11 protein-coding genes are annotated in these 23,489 nt (G+C 70.1%); 2 read left to right on the top strand and 9 right to left on the bottom strand.

Annotated features, from left to right (window positions below; all coding sequences use genetic code 11):
• Window positions 1–156: 156 nt before the first annotated feature.
• Complete coding sequence (locus tag AC1MEY_RS08085; RefSeq protein ID WP_480230156.1) at window positions 157–849, top strand: glycosyltransferase family protein; 693 nt, start codon at window positions 157–159, stop codon at window positions 847–849.
• Here AC1MEY_RS08085 and AC1MEY_RS08080 read toward each other — a convergent pair.
• Complete coding sequence (locus AC1MEY_RS08080) at window positions 838–3,972, bottom strand: MMPL/RND family transporter (RefSeq protein WP_480230155.1); 3,135 nt, start codon at window positions 3,970–3,972, stop codon at window positions 838–840. The two genes, AC1MEY_RS08085 and AC1MEY_RS08080, sit on opposite strands and share 12 nt — an antisense overlap.
• 237 nt (window positions 3,973–4,209) lie before the next feature.
• Here AC1MEY_RS08080 and AC1MEY_RS08075 point away from each other — a divergent pair, with 237 nt between their 5' ends.
• A complete protein-coding gene (locus AC1MEY_RS08075; protein ID WP_480230154.1) occupies window positions 4,210–5,481 on the top strand; it encodes a glycosyltransferase in 1,272 nt (423 codons plus the stop codon).
• Here AC1MEY_RS08075 and AC1MEY_RS08070 read toward each other — a convergent pair.
• The 8 genes from AC1MEY_RS08070 to mutA form a co-directional block, all read right to left on the bottom strand.
• Window positions 5,478–6,809: a hypothetical protein gene (locus AC1MEY_RS08070; RefSeq protein ID WP_480230153.1), complete on the bottom strand. Its 1,332-nt coding sequence runs from the start codon at window positions 6,807–6,809 to the stop codon at window positions 5,478–5,480. The genes AC1MEY_RS08075 and AC1MEY_RS08070 overlap by 4 nt on opposite strands.
• Window positions 6,806–8,170: a hypothetical protein gene (locus AC1MEY_RS08065; protein ID WP_480230152.1), complete on the bottom strand. Its 1,365-nt coding sequence runs from the start codon at window positions 8,168–8,170 to the stop codon at window positions 6,806–6,808. The genes AC1MEY_RS08070 and AC1MEY_RS08065 overlap by 4 nt, the downstream gene beginning before the upstream one ends.
• 2 nt (window positions 8,171–8,172) lie before the next feature.
• Entirely contained in the window at window positions 8,173–9,672 is a 1,500-nt protein-coding gene (locus AC1MEY_RS08060) for a condensation domain-containing protein (RefSeq protein ID WP_480230151.1), read from the bottom strand.
• A 59-nt stretch (window positions 9,673–9,731) separates the two neighbouring features.
• A complete protein-coding gene (pks2, locus tag AC1MEY_RS08055; protein ID WP_480231360.1) occupies window positions 9,732–15,986 on the bottom strand; it encodes a sulfolipid-1 biosynthesis phthioceranic/hydroxyphthioceranic acid synthase in 6,255 nt (2,084 codons plus the stop codon).
• A gap of 795 nt (window positions 15,987–16,781) precedes the next feature.
• The gene (gene lipL / locus AC1MEY_RS08050; RefSeq protein WP_480230150.1) at window positions 16,782–18,065 is read right to left on the bottom strand and encodes an esterase/beta-lactamase LipL; all 1,284 of its coding nucleotides are present in this window, start codon (window positions 18,063–18,065) and stop codon (window positions 16,782–16,784) included.
• Window positions 18,066–18,180: 115 nt separating this feature from the next.
• Window positions 18,181–19,158, bottom strand: a complete 978-nt coding sequence (gene meaB / locus AC1MEY_RS08045; RefSeq protein ID WP_480230149.1) for a methylmalonyl Co-A mutase-associated GTPase MeaB — start codon at window positions 19,156–19,158, stop codon at window positions 18,181–18,183.
• 13 nt (window positions 19,159–19,171) lie between these two features.
• A complete protein-coding gene (gene scpA / locus AC1MEY_RS08040) occupies window positions 19,172–21,466 on the bottom strand; it encodes a methylmalonyl-CoA mutase (RefSeq protein ID WP_480230148.1) in 2,295 nt (764 codons plus the stop codon).
• 1 nt (window position 21,467) lies between these two features.
• Entirely contained in the window at window positions 21,468–23,354 is a 1,887-nt protein-coding gene (mutA, locus tag AC1MEY_RS08035) for a methylmalonyl-CoA mutase small subunit (RefSeq protein ID WP_480230147.1), read from the bottom strand.
• Window positions 23,355–23,489 lie beyond the last annotated feature (135 nt).

Below are 23,489 nucleotides of genomic sequence, written 5' to 3'. Positions count from 1 at the left end.
ATTCGGCTGGACACAGTAAATTGATCCCCGTATCGACGAAATTCAAGATCGTTTTCTTACACGGGGGTGTTCGCAATTCCACGTACCAAGAAATGCCTGGTGACAATTCCGGCATTTGGTTCCGATTCCCTTACTCATGCCGTCATTCCGGACGTTTTGGCTGAATCGGAACTCGTCGATCTCCTGGTCGTCGACAACGGCGGGAACTATCACCAGCTCGCCGACGAATGGGTCATCCGGCCGGGGCGCAACATCGGGTGGGCGGCGGCGTCCAACCTCGGCTTCCGGGTCGCCTTCAGCCACGGCTACGGCAGCGGCGTCACCCTCAACAACGACACGCGGCTGTCGACGGGGTTCTTCGCAGGCCTGCTCGATCCCCGGCTGCCCGACGACGCGGGGATCGTCGGCCCGACCTACGACAGCTGGTGGGCCACCCAGGCCTCTGACTTCACCGGTCCCGCGGACCGCTACGTGCCCGCGGACAACTACCGCGAGGTCGCCATGGTGGACGGCACCGCCCTGCTGGTCACCGAGGCCGCCTGGGAGGTCGTGGGGGGCCTGGACGAGCGGTCGTTCGGCAAGTTCGCCTGGGGCGCGGACATCGATCTCGCCATCCGGATGCGCAACGCCGGCTTCGGCGTCTACGTGACCGAGCGCTCGTTCCTCAACCACGCGGACAAGGTCAGCGCCAGCGAGGCGTTCGGCAAGCACCGCTACGTGATGCGGGCCAACCGCGACAAGCTGAAGGCGATGAAGCGCCTGCACGGCCGCGGGACGTTCCGGGCGCTCAAGAAGGCCGTCCCGGTCCGCAAGCCGCTGCCCACGCCGCAGACCGCCTCAGCGGTCTGAGTCGCCGCCCGACGGGGTGCGCCACGCGGTCGTGACCGCGGTCGCGTTGCGCACCGCCAGGGAGTAGACGTCGGTGTCGGCGTCCGGCACGTCGTCGTCGGGATCCTCGTCGGGGAACGGACGGGGTTCCTGCAGGCTCGCGTCGTACGCGTCCTTCGCCTTCTTGTCGGCGATCAGCTGCCGCGGGGTCTTCGAGGGCCACCAGTTCTTGTCGCCCATCAGCACGGCCACGGCGGGCACGGTGATCGTGCGGACGATGAACGTGTCGAGCAGCAGGCCGACGCCGATGACGAAGCCCAACTGCACCACGGTGGCCAGGCTGGACACGGTCAGCGCGAGCATCGACGCGGCGAAGATGAGGCCCGCCGAGGTGATCACACCGCCGGTGGCGCCGACGGTCTTGATCACCGCTGACGGGACGCCGTATTTCGCCTCGTCGCGAATTCTCGAGATCAACAGCAGGTTGTAGTCCGCACCCACCGCGACCAGCACCAGGAACGCCATTCCGGCGACGCTCCAATAGATGTCCTGGCCCAGGATGAATTGGAAGAAGATGACGCCGATGCCCATCGCCGAGACGAACGACAGCACCACCGACAGCACCAGGTAGATCGGCGCCACGATGGCCCGCAGGATCAGCGCCAAGATCAGGAACACCACCACCAGCGTCATGATGATGATGTAGCGGAGATCGGCGTTGTAGAAGTTGCGGATGTCGTTGTTGAACGACGAGAAGCCGACCATGTCGATCTGCGCGTCGGCCAGCGTGGTGTTGGGCCTGGCGCTGTTGGCGGCGTCCAGGATGTCGTCCACCTGGTCCATCGCCTCGACGCCGAACGGGTTGAGCGCGGTCTGCACCAGGTACCGGACGGTGTGGCCGTCCTCGGAGACGAACAGCTGGGCGGCCTTCTTGAACTCGGCCTGGTCGAGGATCTGCGGCGGGATGTAGAAGCCCGACATCGACGGGTCGGACGCGTCGCGCTTCATGGCCAGCAGGAAGCTGGACGCCTGGTCGAGGCCGCCGCCGATGTTGCGGGTCTGGTCGACCAGCAGCTGCACGCCGTCGGCCAGCTGCTTGCTCGAGTCGGCGAGCTTGTTGACGTTGTCGCGCAGGTCCCCGAGCTTGCGGTCCAGATCGCTCTCGTTCTCGATGCCCAGCGACTTCAGGCCGCCGAGCGCGCGCTCGAGGTTCGACCCGACCTTGCGGAGCAGGTTGTCGACGCGGTCGGTGCCCTTGGTCTCCTTGAGGCCGCGGCTGAGCGCCTCGAGGTAGGTGATGTCGGCCTCGTTGTAGCCGTCGACGCGGCGCTGCAGTTCGGCGCGTGACGACACGCACGCGGGGTCGATGTTGCACGCCATGCTGCCGTTGAGCACCACGAGCATCGACTTGGACGAGCGGTAGGCGTCGGTGACCTGCTGCAGGCTGCCGCCCAGCGAGTCGCCCACCGAGCGCATGTTCGCGACGAGGGCGGCCTGCTGCTCGAGTTCGTCGAACGTCACGTCGTCGCCCATGGCCTCCTTGATCGCGATGAGGCCGCTGACCACCTCGCGGATCGATCCCATGGAGCCGAGCACCTGGACGCGGATCTGGTCGTTCACGTCCGCCAGCTGGCGGGCGCCACCGGACAGCAGGTTGAGGTTGCTGTCGTTGGTGGCGATCAGCCCGGACGCGTCGGCGAGCTTCGAGCCGACCTCGCCGGCCTGGTAGGTGGACTTCGCCTCGTTGAGCATCTCGCCGGTCGGGCGGGTGATGCCGCGGACCATGTCGATGCCCGGCACCTGGCTGATGCGCAGCGCCATCTGCTCGAGGTCCGCCAGCGCCTTCGGAGACCGCAGGTCCTCGTTGGGCGCGTGCACCATGATGAACTGCTGCATCGTGGTGCTCACCGGGAAGTGCGCGGTCAACGCGTCGTAGCCCTTGTTGCTCTCGGCGTCGTCCGGGAGGTTGCGGCGGTCGTCGTAGTTGTAGTGGATCAGCGAGGCGCAGCCGGCAAGTCCGAGCAGGATCACCAGGCTGGCGACGAGGTGCGACTTGGGCCTGCGCACGATGTGCACGGCAGTCTTCCGCCAGAACCGGCCCGTGATGTCCTTGCGCGGCTTGATCCAGCCGCGTCTGCCGGCGAGCACCATCAGCGAGGGCAGGATTGTCAGCGCACCGGCCACCGCGATCATGATGGTCGCCGCGAGCGACGGACCGACCGTCAGGAACACCCCGAGCGTGGTGAACGACAGTCCCATGAACGTCAGGGCCACCGTCAGGGCCGACCCGGTGATCACCTCGCCGATCGTGGCGAGGGAGGTCACGACAGCCTCGTCGGAGGCCATCCCCTTGCGGATGCACTCCTGGTACCTGCTGAACAGGAACACCGCGTAGTCGACGCCGGCGCCCATCATCATGCCGGTCATCAGGACGATGGTCTGCGGTCCCAGCGGCACGCCCAGTTCGCCCATGCCGGCGACGACCTGCTGCGCCACGCCCATCGAGATGCCGATGGTGATCAGCGGCATCACCATCGCGACCAGGTTGCGGTACACCAGGATCAAGATCGTGAAGATCGTGACGACGGTGGAGATCTCGATGATCAGCTGGTCTTCGGCGCCGATCTTGTTGAGGTCGGCGAACGTCGCGGACGCGCCGACCACGTTGACCGTCAACGAGGATCCGGCGGTCGCCTCGTTGACGGTCTTCAGGGCGTTGTCGTAGGCCGCCTGTCCCGGACCGGTGCCCATGTTGCCGACCAGACCGACGGGCAGCGTCCACGCCTTGCCGTCCTTGCTGGTCATCGCCTCCCGGAGTTCGGGGATGCTGACGAAGTCCTGCGTGGAGTTGACGTTCGCCTTGTCGGCGCGCAAGCGGTCGACCAGCTTGCGGTAGACCTCTTCGTCCGCGGGCGTGAGCTTGTCGGAGTTCTCGTTGGTGAGCACGACGATCACGAGGTTGCCGCCGTCGGCCTCGTTGAACGCCTTCTTCATCAGCTCGCCCGACGCCAGGACCGGTGAGCCCTTGGGGATCAGGTCGGGCGGATTCTTCTGCGCCACCGTGAAGAGCGGGTCGATCAGCAGGAAGAGCGCCGCGAGTAGGACGATCCAGGAGGCGATGATCGTGAGGGGACGCCGAACCACGAATCGCCCCAGCGATTCGAACGCCCCATGTACAGAGGCGCCACGGACATCGGCGCGGCTGAACACCATGTGAGGTTACACCGACCAGCAATCACCCCACCTCCGTTGCGTTGTCACCGGCGGTGACCGACAGCAACGCATTCGACGCCCGCGTACTGTAATCAACCGTGCTCACGCTCGAATTCGGAAAGTTGCTCGATTGCAACGCTTTTTCATACCTTCGGACGAATTCGCCCCGTGCCTGACGCAGTGCAGCCCAAGACGTTCGTGATCGCCGTACACGGCACGCGTGGTGACGTGGAGCCGTGCGCGGCGGCGGGACTCGAACTGGTCCGCCGCGGCCACGAGGTACGACTCGCGGTACCACCGAATTTGGTGCGGTTCGTCGACGACGTGGGCCTGGGTCCGGCCGCCGTCTACGGCGTCGACTCGCAGAAGCAACTCGAGGCCGACATCTTCAAGGACTGGTGGAAGCTGCAGAACCCGATGACGGTGTTGCAGCGCAGCCGCGACTACGTCACCGAGGGCTGGGCCGAGATGAGCACGACGCTGTCTAAACTCGCTCGGGGCGCCGACCTGATCCTGACGGGCACGACCTACCAGGAGGTCGCGGCCAACGTCGCGGAGGCCGCGGCGCTGCCGCTGGCCGCGCTGCACTACTTCCCGTGCCGCGAGAACGCGCAGGTGCTCCCCGTGCCACTCCCCCGGCCCGTGCTCCACACGGGCTGGTCGGCCGTCGAGTGGGCGCACTGGAAGGTGTTGAGCCAGGCCGAGAACAGGCAGCGCGACGCGCTGGGTCTGCCGAAGGCGAAGGTGCGTGCCATCCGCCGCATCGTCGAGGGCGGCGCCTTGGAGATTCAGGCCTACGACGAGGTGTTCTTCCCCGGTCTCGCCGAGGAGTGGCACGGGGTCCGTCCGCTGGTCGGGTCGCTGTCGCTGGAGTTGCCCACCCCGGGCGACGACGACCTGCTCGCCTGGATGGCCGGGGGCACGCCCCCGATCTACTTCGGCTTCGGCAGCATGCCGGTCGAGGATCCCGCCGCCGCGATCGAGATGATCGCCGCCGTGTGCGCCGAACTCGGTGAGCGGGCGGTGATCAGCACCGGCGTGTGGGACGTGTCCGGCACGCCGGTCGACGACCACGTCCGTCTCGTCGGTGCCGTCAACCATTCGAAGGTGTTCCCGGCCTGCCGGGCCGTCGTGCACCACGGCGGCGCGGGCACGGTGGCCGCCAGCGTGCGCTCGGGCGTACCGACCGTCGTGCTGTGGGTGTCGGCCGACCAGCCGGTGTGGGCGGGCAAGGTCAACCGGCTGAAAGTGGGCGTGGCGCGGCGCTTCTCGAGCACCGACGCCCGCTCCCTGACCACGGCGCTGCGCACGGCCCTGAGCCCCGAGTACCGGGAGCGGGCGCGGGAGGCGGCCACGCGGATGACGTCACCGGCGCGCGCGGCTGCCAGGACGGCCGACCTGCTCGAGGCGGCGGCCGACCGGGGCCGGGTCCCGGCCTAGATGATGGTGGCCTTGAGTTCGAACTCGGCCAGCGCCTGACGGACCTGCTCCCCCAGCCATTCCCGCGTGTTGGGGGCACCCACCTGGTACCCGACGACGCCGATCGAGATGGTGTTCACCACCCGGCCCGCCGCCAGCACGAGTTGGCCGCCGGCGCGCTCGACGGCGTCGCGGGAGACGTTCTGGTCGACCGGCCGGAACAGGACGTGGCCGGCCTCGGTGCCGTCCGGCCGCGCCATCTCCGGCGGCACGACGCCGAGGTTGGAGCAGGACACCGGCAGGTCGCCGAACAGGACGTCCGCGGTGCGCCGCACCGCCCGCTTCGGGACGAAGGGCGTGATCGGCAGGAGCGCGTGGGTCTCGTCGGGGACGTCGCGCACCTCGGCGAACGCCGCCCGCACCGCCGCCCGCGTCGGCTCGAGATCGGTTGTGACCCCGGACGGGTCGAGGATCGCGGTCGCGATCTTCATCGCGTTACCGCGCCGGTCCTCGTCGCCACCCCGGTCGCTGATCGCGATCAGGGCCGTCACCGATCCGTCGTCGCGCACCCGGCCCAGTCGCCGGCCCAGCAGCGCCCCGAAGGCCGGGAGCAGGTTGTACGCCGAGCCCCCGAGTCGGGTGGCCCGCTCGTCCCAGTCCGCCACGTCGACGATGGCCGACACCGCGGGCAGGACGACGGTGCCGCCGTGACCGGTCGTCGACGACGGTCGGGTGGCGCCCGACGACGAGATCTCGCCGCGGCGCCGGTAGGCGAACCTGACCGCGTGGGCCACCGTGCGGCCGAATTCGGGGAGGTCCGCCACCGTCTGACGGGCGTCGGAACGGGCGCGCTGCCAACGGGTTCGCGTGCCGGGCCGGTCGTAGCCGAAGTCACGGCGCTCCCCGCGCACCGCGTCCGCCATGGTGCGCAGCGACGCTCCGCCGTCGAGCAGGCAGTGCGACATCACCAGGGTCACCGCCGTGGAACCGTCACTCATCGGCAACATTCCGAGGTGCCAGCCCGGACCCCGAACGGGATCGACCGGCAACTGCGACCGCTCGTCGATCCAGTCGCCCAGTTCGCCCGGCGGCCTGGTGTCGGCGACGTCGAGCGGTCCGGCAGGACCGGTCGCCGACACCCAGCGATGCCTGCCGAACGGGAGCACCGACGGCTCGATCAGGCGGCCGGCGAGTCCGTGGCCGAAGTTCGCGTGGAAGCGCTCGATGCCCGCCCGGTCCACGGCACGGCCGTACACCCAGACGTACTGTGCCAGTTGGGCTCGACCCGTCGCCTCCCAGGAGAGGAACGTCGCCTGGTCGATGTAGGCCAGGCGATCGTCGGTCGTCACACCACGTCTCCGGTGAGCCCGAACTCCTCGAGCGTCGCCGTCACGCGTTCGCGCAGCCGGGCCTTCGTGTTCTCCGCGCCGGGCTGGTAGCCGACGAACGTCAGCGTGACCTTGCCGTCGAGACGCGCACCGACCACGGTCAGCAGCCCCTGTCGCTCCTCGAGCACCCGCCGGGACACGTGCTGGTCGACCCCGCGCAGCATCACCTGGTCGGCGACGGTCCCGCCGGGGCGGGCCACGTCGAGGGGCAGGTCGCCGAGGTTGGAGCAGGACACCGGCTGAGCGGTGAAACCGAACGCCAGGTCGGCGGACTGGCGCACCGCGACCTTCGGGACGAACGGCGTCAGCGCGAGCAACTCGAACGTCTCGTCGGGGGTTTCGCGCATGACACGCAACGCCTCCCGGATCGCGGTGCGCGTCTCCGACAGGTCCTTGGTGACGTACGTCGGGTCCACCCGCACGTAGGCCAGGGTCACGGCGTTGGCGCGGGTGTCGGTGAGCGTGCGGTCGTTGATCGGGACGATCAGTCCGACGGTTCCGTCGTCGCCCAGTTCGCGGCCCTGCTGCACCGCCATCCGCGCCGACACGCCGGCCAGCATCGAGTGGCTGTTGCCGCCGAGTTCGGCTGCGCGGGCGTCCCAGTCGGCGAGCGACACGAACGCCGACACGACCGGGACCACGACGGTGCCGTCGTCGCGGACGCGCGGTGGCTTCGTGGCGGGCTGGGCCTTCGCGGCCTGCTCCCTGCGCCTGCGGTTGAGGAACTTCGCGGCGGTGACGAGCGTGCGACCGAGTTCGGGGAGGTCGCCGACCGTCTGGCGGAGATCGCCGAGCACCGCCTGGCGCGTCGAACGCGACTGTGGCGGCGGATATCCCAGGTCGCGTCGATTGCCGTGTACGGCGTCGAACACACTGAGCAGCGCCGCGCCACCGTCACCGATGCAGTGCGACCCCACCAGGCTGACGGCCGTCCCACCGTCGGTGAGGGGCAGGATCCCCATGTGCCAGGCGGGACCGTGCTCCGGGTCGATGTGGCGCTGGGAGTGCTCGTCGATCCAGTCGCTCAGTTCGGCCCGCGGGCGTGGCTCGGCGATCACCTCGAGCGGCGCGGCCGGGCCGAGCGACGCCACCCACCGGTGCCGGCCGAACGGCAGCGGCGACGGCTCGATCAGCCTGCCCGCCAGGCCGTAGCCGAATTCGCGGTGGAACCGCCGCAGCTGCTCCACGTCGACCGGTCCGTCGTACACCCACACCATCTGCATCGCGGCGGCCTGACCCGTGGCCCGCAGGCCGAGGAACAGCGCCTGGTCGACGAACTCGAGCAGATGGTCGGCACCGGGCCGGGTCTGCGCAGCACCCATGGTCAGCCCTTGGCCACCCGTGCGAGCGCCTCGCGGTCGCGCTCGTGGGCACCCTTGCGGTGCAACGCATCCGCGATGTCGGCGTGGCCACGGTGGCGCACGGGCACGGCGCCGTCGGCGACGGCCAGGTAGGCGGCGGTCATCGCCGCGACGTAGCGGTCGATCGACTCGCGGGCGATCGGGTTGTCGGGGAACGCCACCGTCACCGAGGTCTCGTGCTCACCACGGTTGACCCACAGGCCGATCTGGTAGGCCGACCGTGCGTCGCTGAACACCCGACCGTTCATGCGCTCCCACTCCGCGATGATGCTGGCGGACAGCGGCGGCAGGCCGGCGTCGAGGAACGACACCATCGGCACGCCGGGGTCCGGCTTGCGCAGTCCCATGGACTCGTCGGCGAGTTCGACGACGCGGTCGTAGGGCACGTTCGCCAGCGGCATGCGTCCGTCGAAGGAGTCCTGCGCGGCCTTGGCGGTCGCACCGAACGACTCGGGTTGCACGGCCACCGAGATCGGCACGACGCCGGTGAACCAGCCCGTGGTCTGGAACTCCATCTGCGAGGTGCGCGTGGTGGTCGGGGTGATGACGTGGTAGTCGGTCGACCCGGTCAGCGCGTGCTGTGCCAGTGCGGCGCAGGCGAACACGCCACCGATGAAGCGGGCGCCGGCCGCGGTGCACGCCGCCTCGAAGCGCTCGGACTGCGCCTTGTCCATCAACCGGACCGTGACCAGGTCACCGGTCTTCGACCAGGGCGGGTCGCCGAGCGGGAACGGGAAGTGCGGCATCGTGCCGTCGTTGCGCTCCGCGAACCGCACCCATTCCTGGACCTCGGGCGACTCGAGCGTCAGCGACGAGAGGAACTCGTGCTGGCGCACGCAGTAGTCGTCGTAGCTGCCGGCGGGCGGCAGCGGGATCGGTGCCGCACCGTTGGCCAGCGCCGCGTACATCATGTGGATCTCGATCAGCACGATGCCCATGAACATGGCGTCGGTGTGCACGTGATCGATGCTGATGTAGAAGGTGAAGTGGTCGGCACGCTGAATGATGCCGAACGAGAAGCAGTCCCACTGCAGCGGGCTGGCGGTGCTCAGCACGTGCTCACGCCACTGCGACTCGTTCATCTCACCGTGCTTGGTGGGCACGAACGCGATGTCGCGGGGGTTGGCCACGGTGTGCCGGACCACCTCGTCGCCGTCCGCCGCCATCTCGAACCAGCTGTGGTACGTGTCGTGCCGGCGGAGGTAGGCGTTGATCACGTGGGTCATCGCGCGGACGTCGCACTGGCCCTGCATGTCCCAGGCCGGGATGTTCAGCCGGGCCATGTCGGTGCCGCCCTCGACGTGACTGAGGTAGCCCCGGACGTGCTGGGCCTGCTGGTAACTGACCGGCACCGGGCTGATCGGGGCCTTGGCCACCTTCGCGCGGCTGGCCGGCGACGGGTGCCATGACACGACGTCGCCCGACGTTCCGACCCAGTCGTGGATCGCCTTGATAGCAACCATTTATTCGTCCCTCGCTCGCCGTACGTGGGTGAGCGACGTCATCGGCGCTTGAAGGAAGGTCATGACGACACCGCAGTCGTCTCGCTGTCGAGGTTCATCTCGCCGGCGATCGTCTCGCTGAGACGCTCGGCCAGCGCGCGCACGGTCGTGACGTCCGTCGACCCGATCCGCACACCGGTCTCGGATTCCAGCCGGGTACGCAGTTCGAGCGTGCCCAGGGAATCGAGGCCGTATTCCGACAGTGGTCGGTCGGCGTCGACCGATCGTCGGAGGATGAGGCTCATCTCCTCGGAGATGAGGCGCCGCACGCGGGCCGGCCAGTCCTCGCGCGGCATCAGGCGCAGTTCCTCGAGGAACTCGCTGGACCCGGACCGGTCGCCGCCGATCGAGGCGAATGCCTCGGCGAACGGCGTGGTCTGGGCGAACGCGGTCAGCCAGGCGGCGCCGGCGACCGGCGCGTACCCGCTGTACACCCGGGTGTGGCGCATCAACGTGTCGAACGCGAAGGCGCCGTCGGCCGGGTCGATCGCCATGCCGTCGGTGGTGGCCATGGCCTGGCCGGCACCGATCTCGGCCCACGCGCCCCAGGCGACCACCTGGGCCGGCTGGTTGCGGGCACGCCGCCAGCGGGCGAACGAGTCGAGCCAGCTGTTGGCCGCCGCGTACGCACCCTGACCGGGCGATCCGACCATCGCGGCCGCCGAGGAGAACAGGCAGAACCAGTCCAGCGGAGCCGACGCGGTGGCCTCGTGCAACCGCCACGCGCCCAACGCCTTCGGCGCCCAGTCGCGATCGATCAGCTCGTCGGTGATGTTGCCCAGCGTCGCGTCCTCGATGACGGCGGCAGCGTGCAGCACACCACGCAGCGGCATGCCGGTCGCGGTCGCGGCCGCGACGAGCCGGGCCGCGGTTTCCGCGGTCGACACGTCGCCGAGTTCGACCTCGACCTCGGTGCCGGTGCGGCGGATCCGCTCGATGGCGCGCAGGGTGTCCGGCTTGGGCGCGGACCGGCCGTTGAGCACGATGCGCCCACAGCCCGCGGCGGCCATCTGCTCGGCCAGGAACAGGCCCAGTCCGCCGAGTCCGCCGGTGACGACGTAGGCGCCGTCGGAGCGGAACGCGGGCGCCTCGTCGGCGGGCACCACGGCGGCGTACTGCCCCACCCGCGGCACGTCGAGCACCAGCTTGCCGGTGTGCTCGGCCGCACCCATGGCGCGAATGGCGTTGGCGCCGTTGGCCAGCGGGTAGTGCGTGGTCTGCGGCGGCGGCAGGACGCCGTCGGCGATCTGCTGGTAGACCACCTCGAGCAGGCTGCGCAGCGTGTCAGGGTTGACCAGCATCAGCAGGGCCAGGTCGACGGCGTAGAAGGACAGGTTCCGCCGGAACGGGAACAGGCCCATCTTGGTGTCGCCGTAGATGTCGCGCTTGCCGATCTCGACGAACCGGCCGCCGAAGGTCAGCAGCTCCAGGCCCGCCTGCTGCGCGGCACCGGGCAGCGAGTTGAGCACGACGTCGACGCCGTACCCGTCGGTGTCCCGACGGATCTGGTCGGCGAAGTCGACCGTGCGCGAGTCGTAGACGTGCTTGACGCCCATGTCGCCGAGCATCGCGCGACGATCGGGACTGCCCGCGGTGGCGTAGATCTCGGCACCGGCGGCCTGGGCGATCGCCACGGCGGCCTGTCCCACGCCGCCGGTCGCGGAGTGGATCAGGACCTTGTCGCCCTTGCCGATCCTCGCCAGGTTGTGCAGCGAGTACCAGGCGGTCGCATGCGCGCTCGGCACGGCCGCGGCGGTGGCGTCGGGCAGGTCGTCCGGGATGCGGACGGCGAGGTTGGCGTCGCACGTGACGAACGTGCACCACGCGCCGGTCGCGGAGATGCCGGCGACGCGGTCACCGATCTCGTGGCCGGTGACGCCGGCGCCCACCGCCGTCACCACGCCCGCGAAGTCGGCGCCGAGCTGCGGCAGCCGGCCCTCGAAGGACGGGTAGCGGCCGTAGGCCACCAGGACGTCGGCGAAGTTGAGGTTCGACGCCGAGACGGCGACCTCGATCTGTCCGGGTCCCGGCGCGGTGCGCTGGTAGGCGACGAGTTCGGCGGACTGCAGGTCTCCCGGCGTGCGGATCTGCAGGCGCATGCCGTCGCGCTCGGGGTGCACGACGGTGGTGTGCCGTTCCTCGGCCTGCAGCGGCGTGACGTTGAGCCGCGCCGTGTAGTACTGGCCCTCGCGCCAGGCCGTCTCGTCCTCGTCGGAGTTCGAGAGCAGCTCAGCGCCGACCAGTTCGGCACCCGTGGCGTCGTCGACGTCGATCTGGGTGGGCTTGATCGACGGGTACTCCATGCCGATCACGCGCACCAGCCCGCGCAGGCCGCCCTGGGCCAGGTTGGGCTGTTCGCCGGAGAGCACGGCCTGCGCGTCCCGGGTGAGGACGTAGAGCCGGGGTGCCTCGCCGGGGACGTCGGGCAGGATCCGGGCGACGCGGACCAGGTGCCGCACGTGCTCGGCGCCCTGGCTCACGGGGTCGCCCGCGTCGGCGGGCGACTCGACCAGGACGACGCCGGTGTGGTGGCGCGCCACCAGCACCTCGCGGACCGCGTCCTCGGTGGCCGCGTGGTCGCCGTCGGCGGGCCAGATCAGCGTGGCCACGTCGACCTCGCCGGCCTTGAGGACGTCGGCGAGTTCGGTCGTGAACGGGTCGGCGTCGCTGGTCGCGATCACCAGCCAGTTGCCGGCGCGGACGACGTCGGCGACGGGGGTGTCCTGGCGGCGCCAGTCGATGGTGAGCAGGCGCTCGTTGAGGCGCTTGTCGCGCTGCCCCTCCTCGGAGACGCCGGTGCCCAGGCGCAGCCCGGTGACCGTCAGCAGCACCGCGCCCTTGTCGTCGAGGACGTCGATGTCGGCCTCGACCTGCGTGGGCTGCGTGCTGGTCAGCCGCACGTAGCAGTAGTGCGCGTTGCGGGTCGACGAGTACGCGCGCAGTTCGCGGACCCCGAGCGGCAGCATCAGGGCGCCGCTGGTGTCGGAGAACAGGTCCGGGTGCGCGCCGACCGCCTGGAAGCAGGCGTCGAGCAGTGCGGGGTGGGCGATGAACGCGCCCTGCTGGGATCGGATCGAGCCGGGCAGCGCGACCTCGGCGAGCACCGACGTCGTCGACCCCTCCGCGGTATGGGCGGCGGTCAGGCCGCCGAACGCGGTGCCGTAGCCGATGCCGCGGGCGGCGTAGAAGTCGCGCAGCGCCGGGCCCTCGATCGCCGAGGGGTGCGCCGCGAGCAGCTCGGCGACGTCGTAGGCGGCCGGGGCGTCGACGGCGTCGGCGGCCTGGAGCACGGCGGAGGCGCGCTGGAGTTCCTCGCCCTCGGTGTGGGTCTTCACGACGAACTCGACGACGCCGGTGGGCGTCACGGACGCGACGGCGGACAGCGACGTCTGATCCTCGAGCAGCAGCAGCTGGTCGAACGTCACGTCACGCACGGACGCCCCGTCGCCCAGGACCTGGCGTGCGGCCGCGAGGGCGATCTCGCAGTAGGCGGCGCCGGGCAGCGCCGCGACGTCGTGGACGCGGTGGTCGTCGAGCCACGGCTGGGCGTCGGTGCCGACCTCGGACTGCCAGACGTGCCGTTCGGGCGTCTCCGGCAGCCGGACGTGCGCACCGAGCAGCGGGTGCACGGCGACGGTGGCGGAGTTGTGCCCCTGCTCGTCGCGGGTCAGCATCAGGTGCGGGTGGGTCCACGTCGGCAGCGGTGCCTCGACGAGGTCGCCGTCGGGCCACGGCACCGAGTAGTCGATGGCCGCGCCGGCGCGGTGCAGGTCGGCGACGAACTCGCGCAGACCGTGGGGCAGCTTCTGCTCGCGCCGCACGCTCGCCAGCGCGGCGAGCGTGACGTCGAGGCCCCGGCCGTTCTGGTCGACCGCGTGGGTGAGCACGGGGTGGGGTGACAGCTCCCCGAACACCCGGAAGCCGTCTTCGAGGGCGGCCTGGACGGCGGCGGCGAAGCGCACCGCGTGCCGCAGGTTGTCCGACCAGTAGTACGCGTCGAAGTCGGCCGGGTCGCGGGGGTCGTACAGCGTGGCCGAGTAGTACGGGACCGTCGGCTCCATCGGCTCGATGTCCTCGAGCGCCTCGATCAGGTCGTCGAGGATCGGGTCGACCTGCGGGGAGTGCGAGGCGACGTCGACGGCGACCTCGCGGGCCATCACGCCGCGGGCGTCCCACTCGGCGACGAGCGTGCGGATGGACTCCTTCGCACCACCGACGACCGCGGACTGCGGGGACGCAACCACCGACAGCACGACGTCGGTGACGCCGTGGGCGGCGAGTTCGGAGAGCACCTGCTGCGCGGGCAACTCGACCGACGCCATCGCCCCGGAGCCCGAGACGGTCTCCATGAGCTTCGAGCGGCGGCAGATCACCTTGACGCCGTCGACGAGCGACAGGGCGCCCGAGACGACGGCCGCGGCGGCCTCGCCCATCGAGTGTCCGATGACGGCGCCCGGCGTCACGCCGTAGGACGACATGGCGGCGGCCAGCGCCACCTGGACGGCGAAGATGGTCGGCTGGACGCGGCCGATGCCGGTCACGACCTCCGGGGCAGACATGGCGTCCGTGACCGAGAAGCCGGACTCGGCGGCGATGAGGGGTTCGATCTCGGCGACGGCCGCGGCGAACGCCGGCTCGGTCGCGAGCAGTTCGGCGCCCATGGCGGCCCACTGCGACCCCTGGCCGGAGAACACCCAGACGGGTCCGCGCTCACCCGCGGCGACGGCGGGCTCGTAGGGGTCGTCGCCGTCGGCGACGTTCCGCAGCGCGGTGAGCAGCTCGGCGCGGTCCCCCGCGATCAGGACGGTGCGCACCGGGCGGTGTGCCCGCCGACGCGCCAGCGTGTAGGCCAGGTCGGCGAGTGCGGTGTCCGAGCCCTCCGGCTGAGCCTCGACCCAGTCGGCGAGCCGGCCGGCGGTGCGGCGCAGCTCGTCGGCCGAGGTGGCGGAGATCGGGAACAGGCGGGTGCCCGTCGCCGCGTCCGGGCGGGCGGTCTGCTCGACGGTCCGGGTGGACTGGGCCTGGGGTGCGGCCTCGAGGACGGCGTGCACGTTGGTGCCGGACAGTCCGTAGGACGACACGGCGGCGCGGAGCGGGTGGTCGCCCTCGATGGGCCACGGCGCGTTGTCCTGCGGCACGAAGAGGCTGGTCTCGACGGCGGCCATCTCGGCAGGCATCTCGGTGAAGTGCAGGTTCTTGGGCACCGTCGCGTGCTGCAGCGAGAGCACGGCCTTGATCAGGCCGATCGCGCCGGACGCGGACTGGCCGTGACCGAAGTTGGTCTTCGCCGAGCCGAGCGCGCACGGACCCGCGGTGCCGTAGACCTCCGCGAGGCTGGCGTACTCGATCGGGTCGCCCACCGGGGTGCCCGTGCCGTGCGCCTCGACCATGCCGATGGTGGCGGGGTCGACGTCGCCCGCGGCGAGTGCCGCGCGGTAGACCGTGGCCTGTGCGGTGCGCGACGGGACCGCGATGTTGACGGTGTGCCCGTCCTGGTTGGCGGCGGTGCCCCGGATGACGGCGAGCACGCGGTCGCCGGCGGCGAGGGCGTCGTCGAGGCGCTTGAGCAGGACCACTGCCGAGCCCTCGCCGCTGACGAAGCCGTCGGCGTTCACGTCGAACGCGTGGCAGCGACCGGTCGGCGACAGCATGCCCTGCGCCGAGCCGGACGACATCTTGCGCGGCTCGAACATCATCGACACGCCGCCGGCCAGCGCCAGGTCGCTCTCGCCGTCGTTCAGGCTGCGGCACGCCATGTGCACGGCGAGCAGGCTCGACGAGCAGGCGGAGTCCACGGTGAAGGCGGGGCCGTGCACGCCGAGGTGGTAGGCGATGCGGCCGGACGCCAGGCTGAAGTTGTTGCCGGTGAAGCCGTAGGGGCCCTCGACGGCGTTCGCGTCGGCCGCCAGCAGCTGGTAGTCGGCGTGGGTCATGCCGACGAAGACACCGGTCAGCGACTCGGCCAGCGTTGCCGGGTCGATGCCGGCGTGCTCGATGGCCTCCCAGGACGTCTCGAGCAGCAAGCGGTGCTGCGGGTCGATCGCGGTGGCCTCGCGCTCGCTGATGTTGAAGAAGTCGGCGTCGAAGCCGCCGACGTCGGACAGGAACGCGCCCCACTTGGAGACGGAGCGTCCGGGTACGCCTGGCTCGGGGTCGTAGTACTCCTCGGCGTCCCAGCGGTCCAGGGGCACCTTGGTGACGGTGTCATCGCCACGCAGGAGGGCTTCCCACATGCCGGCCGGCGAGTCGATTCCTCCAGGCAGTCGGCATGCCATGCCGACCACGGCGACTGGAGAGACCGGAGTGTCAACCACGAAATTCAACCTCTTCTACGACAGACTTCAGGACCCCGACGAGATGCAGCGTGCGTCAATGGCGTCAAAGGTGGATTCGCCGCATATGCGCCCCGCTACCTCTTTTCTCCTCGACATTCGTCTGCAGCCACCTGAACATCACGCGAACAACCTGCCATCCAGTGGGCACCTCGGCAAATCTACTTCAGCGCATCGGTGCAAACCTTTGCTCGGCGGAAAGATTACACCCCGCCGTACCATTTCGTCTCCCCCACCGCTATCAGGCCCCTGAGCTGCGCAAATGCCGAAAATTAACGATCTTGTTCAAAACTGGCGACCGCGTCAATGCCTATGTGAGAATTCGCTTAGATCCTTTCTAGCAAACTGTATAGGTGTGCAATACGGGGGCGTCCAACCCAATGATTTGCGCTTTGGCGACTTCCATGCATCTGTCACGTTCGGGTTTGCGACTTACGCGCATCGCCACAGAAGTGCGCAGGTAGAACCAATCCGGCAAAAGGTATTCATTTGCCGGTGGCTACCGAATGCCGGGCCGGCTGGAACGGGGCTGTGAGTCCCTGCGAGGACCACCGGCAACTGTGGCCTCGGTAACGTGATGCGTCGCTCTGGCCGCTCTGGCAACACATCGGGTCATTGGTCGGTTTTGAACCGGCAAACCGTACTCCGTCAACGGCTTGGCGTGGAAACGAGTGCGGCGCAATGACGTCGGACGGCTACCGTACGTAGCCGCGCCATTTCAGGAACGTTGCCGTGACCTCAGACCGCGGTTCGCGCGAGGTTCCGGAACGGCTCTCCGAAGGGCGCGATCGGTGCGTAGCCGTGCTTGCGGGCACGCGCGACTCCGTGCCGAATCAGTGCCGCCGTGGCGACGAAACCGGCCTGGTCGCCCACCACCATCGGGGTCAGCAGGCGGTTGTGGACGAAGCCGAATGCGAGCCCCGTCGCAGGGTCGGCCCACCCGAGGGAACCGCCGAGACCGACGTGTCCGAACCCCGGCAGGATCCCGCCCAGGGGCAGTCCGTGGTATCCGAGATGGAAGGACATCGGGATGAACAGGCTGCCGTCCGGGTGCAGGCTGCGCCGACCGGTCAGTTGAGCGACCAATTCGCTTGAGAGAAAACGTTTTCCGGCCACCTCGCCCGAGTTCGCGATCGCGCCGTACATCTTCGCCAGCGACCGCGCGGTGGCGACGCCGTTGGCGGCGGGCAGTTCCGTGTCGAGCAGTGGGATGTCGCGCTGAACCATCGCCTTCATCCCCGGGAAGTAGAGCGATCCGAACCCGCCGGACACCGGGAGACCCGCGAGATGCGGGGCGACGAAGTTGAACACCGGATTCTGCATCGCGCTCTGCGGACCGATGATCCGTGCGGGGTGCGTGGGCGCCCCCGCGGGTGGCCTGCCGAGGTGGATGCCGTCGGTGTCGAGCGGCTCGGCCAGTTCGGTGCGGAACAGGTCGCGCATGCCGCGACCGGTCACCGCGCGCGCCAGCCCGGACATCAACCAGCCGTAGGTGATCGCGTGGTACGCGGGTCGGCCGCGCAGCAGTCCCATCGGGGCCGCGGCCATCCGCTCCTCCATCAGGAGGTGGTCCATCAGGTCGGCGCTGGTCACGCGGTTGAGGTGGGACAGCCCCGCGCGGTGCCGCATCAGCTCGCGGACCGTGACGCGCCCCTTGCCGTTCGCGCCGAACGCCCGCCAGTGCTCGGCGACGGGAGCGTCGTAGTCGATGAGACCGCGATCGGCCAGCCGGTGGATCACCGTCGAGGCCGCACCCTTGGTCGCGGAGAACACCATCGCGCCGGTGTCCGCGTTCCAGTGCCGCCTGCCGCGCCGGTCCTGCCAGCCGGTCCACACGTCGACCACCGGTTCGCCGTCGAGGTAGATGGCGAGGGCGCCGCCGCCGAGCCGGGGATGCGGGAAGAGCCGCGCGAAGGCGCTCACCGCACGCGCGAAGTTCGGGTCCGCAGCGCCCTGGACGCCGTGCGGAAGGACACCGTGCGAGAGCGCGGCGCTGCGCTCCCCGATTGTTGCCGAGGTCACATCTAGGACCATACCGAGGAACCGCCGGCAAAGGTCCGCCTCGTTACCGATCCGTGAGCGAAAGCGGCTGAATCGACACGGATCCCGTTGCCAGGATCGACCCGTGCGGAGGAAGTCAGGGTGCCGAGGCGTCGAGGATCCGCTGTGCCGCCAGCGCGGGGGTCAGCTCCCCGTCGCGCACCTGCCGCTCCACGTCGGCACGGATCGCCTTCACCTCGGGATGTGACAGCACGCGGTCGAGGACGGTGTCGCGCACCATCGACCACGTCCAGTCGACCTGCTGGGTCCGCCTTTTCCGGTCGAACTCCCCCGCCTCGGTGAGCACCCGGCGGTGCTCGAGGACGGTCTCCCACAGTTCCGCGAGCCCGTCACCGGTGAGCGCGCTCATCGTCAGCACCGGCGGACGCCACAGGCTCTCGCGAGGGTGGATCAGCCGGATGGCGCCCGCGAGTTCCCGTGCCGCGGAACGCGCCTCGATCGCGTGCGGGCCGTCGGCCTTGTTGACCGCGACCACGTCGGCGAGTTCGAGGATGCCCTTCTTGATGCCCTGCAGCTGATCGCCGGTGCGGGCCAGCGTCAGGAACACGAACGTGTCGACCATGTTGGCCACGGTCACCTCGGACTGGCCCACCCCCACCGTCTCGACCAGGATCACGTCGTACCCGGCGGCTTCGAGCAGCACGATGGTCTCGCGGGTGGCCCTCGCGACCCCGCCCAGAGTGCCGGACGTCGGCGACGGACGGATGTAGGCGTCCGGGTGCACCGCGAGACGGGCCATCCGCGTCTTGTCCCCCAGGATCGATCCGCCGGTCCTGGTCGACGACGGGTCGACGGCGACCACGGCGACGCGGTGTCCACGGTCGATCAGGTGCATGCCGAGCGCCTCGATGGTCGTCGACTTGCCCACGCCGGGGACGCCCGTGATGCCGACGTGCTGCGCCGCACCGGCGTCCGGGGTCAGCTCCAGCAGCAGCGCCTGCGCCCGGTCGCGGTGATCCGCCCTCGTCGACTCGACCAGGGTGATCGCACGCGCCAGCGCAGCACGGTCGCCGCCGCGAATGGACCGGGCGAGGTCGCGAACGCCGTCGCTCACGAGGGGGCCTTCGTCACCCGAGGTCGTGACCCAACCGCGTGGCGAGTTCCCGAAGCAGACCGATCGCGGCATCGGCGATCACGGTGCCCGGCGGGAAGATCGCCGCGGCGCCCGCCTCGTACAGGGCGTCGAAGTCGCCCGGCGGGATGACGCCGCCCACCACGACCATGATGTCGGGCCGACCGGCCTGCGCCAGGGCGTCGCGCAGTGCCGGCACCAGCGTCAGGTGACCCGCCGCCAGTGAGGACACCCCGACCACGTGGACGTCGTTGTCGACGGCCTGGCGTGCCACCTCGTCGGGGGTCGAGAACAGCGAGCCGACGTCGACGTCGAAGCCGATGTCGGCGAACGCGGTGGCGATCACCTTCTGCCCGCGGTCGTGCCCGTCCTGACCCATCTTGGCCACCAGGATGCGCGGCCGCCGACCGTCCGCCTCGGCGAACTTCTCGACCAGTTCCGTTGCAGCGCTGACGTTGCTCGCCTTACCCACCTCGTCCCGGTAGACCCCTGCGATGGTGCGGATCTCGGCCTGGTGGCGTCCGTACACCTTCTCGAGCGCGTCGGAGATCTCGCCCACCGTGGCCTTGGCGCGCGCCGCGTCGATCGCCAGCGCAAGCAGGTTGTCCGCCAGACCCTCCGCTCGGGAGGTACCGGAAACCGCTGCAGCCCTGGTCAACTCGGCCAGCGCCGCCTGGGTGGCGGCCTCGTCGCGGTCGGCGCGCAGCTGCTCGAGCTTCGCGATCTGCTCGGCGCGCACCCGGCCGTTCTCCACCTTGAGGACCTCGACCGCCTGATCCTCGTCGACCTGGTACTTGTTGATGCCGATCACGGTCTGCGTGCCGGAGTCGATGCGCGCCTGCGTGCGTGCGGCGGCCTCCTCGATGCGCAGCTTCGGGATGCCCTCGCCGATCGCCTGTGCCATGCCCCCGTGCTCGGCGACCTCCCGGATGTGCGCCCGCGCCTTCTCGGCCAGCTGGTGGGTGAGCGCCTCGACGTAGTACGAGCCGCCCCACGGGTCGATCGGACGGGTGGTGCCGGACTCCTGCTGCAGCAGCAGTTGGGTGTTGCGGGCGATGCGGGCCGAGAAGTCGGTCGGCAGCGCCAGCGCCTCGTCGAGTGCGTTGGTGTGCAGCGACTGCGTGTGCCCCTGCGTGGCGGCCATCGCCTCGATGCACGTGCGGGCGACGTTGTTGAACGGGTCCTGCGCGGTCAGCGACCATCCCGACGTCTGCGAGTGGGTGCGCAGCGACAGCGACTTCTCGCTCTTCGGCGCGAACTGCGCCACCAGCTCACTCCACAGCAGCCGGCCCGCGCGCAGCTTGGCGACCTCCATGAAGAAGTTCATCCCGATGCCCCAGAAGAAGGACAGTCGCGGCGCGAAGGAGTCGATGTCCAGCCCTGCCGCCAGACCCGCCTTGATGTACTCGACGCCGTCGGCGAGGGTGTACCCCAGCTCCAGATCGGCTGTCGCCCCGGCTTCCTGGATGTGGTAGCCGGAGATCGAGATCGAGTTGTACTTGGGCATCTTCACGCTGGTGTATCCGAAGATGTCCGAGATGATCCGCATCGACGCCTCGGGCGGATAGATGTAGGTGTTGCGGACCATGAACTCCTTGAGGATGTCGTTCTGGATGGTCCCCGCCAACTTCTCCGGCGGCACCCCCTGCTCCTCGGCGGCGGCCACGTACAGCGCCAGGATCGGCAGCACCGCACCGTTCATCGTCATCGACACCGACACCGTCGACAGGTCGATGCCGTCGAACAGCTGGCGCATGTCGAGGATCGAGTCGATCGCCACACCCGCCATCCCCACGTCGCCGGCCACCCGCGGATGGTCCGAGTCGTAGCCGCGGTGCGTGGCGAGGTCGAAGGCGACCGAGAGCCCCTTCTGCCCGGCGGCGAGGTTGCGTCGGTAGAACGCGTTGGACTCCGCCGCGGTGGAGAACCCGGCGTATTGCCGGATGGTCCACGGCTGATTCACGTACATGGTCGGGTACGGCCCGCGGACGAACGGCGGTGCGCCCGGGAAGCCGTCCAGCGGGTACCCGGCGTCGACCACGGCGTCGCGGTCGGCCGCGATGTACACCGGCTTGACGTCGATGCCCTCCGGCGTCGCCCAGTCGAGCTGCTCGGCGGCGTAGCCATGGGCCCGGGCCGCCGCGTCGACGTGGTCGCCGACCGCCGCGGGCGTCGCCGGCTCGCCGGTCTTTTCGCCGGCGAGCGGGACGTCGGCGAAGCTGCCGATCGTCGTGCCCGGGTTCGGTTCCAGCGCCGGAGCCGGTCCGCCGGCGACATCGGATGCGGTCATGTCAGGCCCCCAATCGGGTGAGCAGGGTCGACAGCGCCTCGACCGCGTCGATCTTGGCGGTCAGATAGTCGTCCGGCCTGTCCTCGGCGCCGGCGACGGCCTTCTCGGGTCCGGCGAGGTACACGTGCGAGACACCCGCGGCGCGGGCGGCCGCGACGACGGCCGACGCCTCCTCGGCGTAGCGGGCGTCGGTGCCGCAGAGCACGACCGCCGCGGGACCGCTCGCGTCGGCGACCGCCCGGGCCACGCCGTCGGCGGACAGCTGGCCGGGGTTGACGGTCTCGATGCCGCCGGACGCGAGCAGGTTGGCGGCGAACGTGGTGCGGACGTTGTGCTCGGCGAGCGGCCCGACCGGCAGCAGCAGCGCCGCGGGACGTGCGCCGTGGGCGGCGAGGTGCGCGTCGGAACGGTCGCGCAGCGCCTCGAAGTCGGCTCCGTAGCGGGCCACCGGGGATTGGGAATCGGTACGTGCGAGCGGGGCCTCGGCGAGGTTCGGGTACTCGTTGACCCCCGTCACCGCGGTCCGGCGGTGCGCGACGTCGGCGCGGCGGTGCTCGCGGACCTCGGCGATCCGTGCGGTCACGTGGTCGGCGGCCGCGACGAAGCCGCCCTCGGCCTCGATCTCGCGGAAGTGGGTCCACGCCTGCTCGGCGAGGCTGCGGGTCAGATCCTCGACGAACCAGGACCCGCCCGCGGGGTCGAGGACGCGTCCCACGTGCGACTCCTCGAGCAGCAGCAGCTGGGTGTTGCGGGCCATCCGGCGGGAGAACGTGGTCGCCACACCGGGCAGACCGCCCGGGATGGCGCTGTCGAAGGTCAGGACGCCGACGGTGTCGGCTCCCCCGACGCCCGCCGCGAACGCGGCCAGCGTCGTGCGCAGCATGTTCACCCACGGGTCGCGCTGGGTCATCATCGGCATCGACGTCACGGCGTGCAGGGTGGCGGCACCCGCATCGGGTGCGCCGACCACCTCGGCGACCCGGGCCCAGAGTTGGCGTGCCGCACGCAGTTTCGCGATCGTCGTGAACTGGTCGTCGTCCGCGGCGAACCGGAAGCTGATCTGGCGGATCGCGTCCTCGACGGCCATACCGCGCTCGGTGAGCACCCGCAGGTAGGCCACCCCGGCGGCGACCGACGCGGCCAGTTCCCAGGATGCGCTGGCCCCGAGGTCGTGGAACGTGGGTCCGTCGACCGTGATCGCGCGCACCCCGCCGCCGTGGTCGCCGAGCGTGGCGGCCATCGACGCCACGTCGTCGAGCGCGGGCGCGGGCCGTCCGGTCAGCGCGGCGGTCAGGGGGTCGGCACCCAGGTCGATCGACAACCGGGCGCGGCCGTCGTCGTCGAGGTCGGCGACCAGCGCCAGGATGGCCCGGGCGGCGGCGGTGTAATCCTCCGCGGCGTCCAGGATCACCGGCACCAGTTCGAGGAAGACGCCCTCGAGCAGGCGGTCGAGATCGGCGACGGCCACTCCGCTTCCCGTCGCCCCGACCCGCAGCACCAGGGCGCTGACGCCCTCGGTCAGCGCGCTGAGGACCGCACCGTTGCCTTCCGACACGGCCACCTGGCCCGGCAGCGGGAAGGTCTCGGCCACCTTCCACCCGGACTTGACGTCGCGCAGTGCGTCGCCGCCGCGGACGAACGGCCACCTGCCCGGCAGCGGCGGCTCGGGCTGCGAGTCGAGCATCGTGTAGAGCGGCCGGATGGGGAAGCCCTCGTAGGTGGTCGAGTCGAGGAGTGCTTCGGGCTCGGGTCCGAGGTCGGCGGGATCCGTCCGCCTGCTCTTGGCGAGGACGCCGGCGACCGCCGCACGCCACTGGTCGCGGTCGGACTCGGCGATGCCGAGACGCGAACTGGACACCTGTTCGGACACTGTTGACTCCCCTGTCATCGACCTTGATGCAGCGTGTGACTTGACAACTGTCCAACAGGCTAAATGATCGCCGTCACGGCGCGAACCGGCAGGCCCGAGGCTACTGACGGGTAGCTGCGTCGCGTCGTCTCGAGGGACGGCCCGCCGCCCCGT

It is taken from the genome of Mycobacterium sp. PTI7, from assembly GCF_056679845.1.
This window is presented reverse-complemented; position numbering and strand designations above follow the sequence as displayed.

Excerpts from the sequence above, each read along its gene's own strand:
- mutA (WP_480230147.1), bottom strand. The coding sequence starts at position 23,354 with ATGACAGGGGAGTCAACAGTGTCCGAACAGGTGTCCAGTTCGCGTCTC.
- AC1MEY_RS08060 (WP_480230151.1), bottom strand. The coding sequence starts at position 9,672 with ATGGTTGCTATCAAGGCGATCCACGACTGGGTCGGAACGTCGGGCGAC.
- AC1MEY_RS08065 (WP_480230152.1), bottom strand. The coding sequence starts at position 8,170 with ATGGGTGCTGCGCAGACCCGGCCCGGTGCCGACCATCTGCTCGAGTTC.
- scpA (WP_480230148.1), bottom strand. The coding sequence starts at position 21,466 with ATGACCGCATCCGATGTCGCCGGCGGACCGGCTCCGGCGCTGGAACCG.
- pks2 (WP_480231360.1), bottom strand. The coding sequence starts at position 15,986 with ATGGCATGCCGACTGCCTGGAGGAATCGACTCGCCGGCCGGCATGTGG.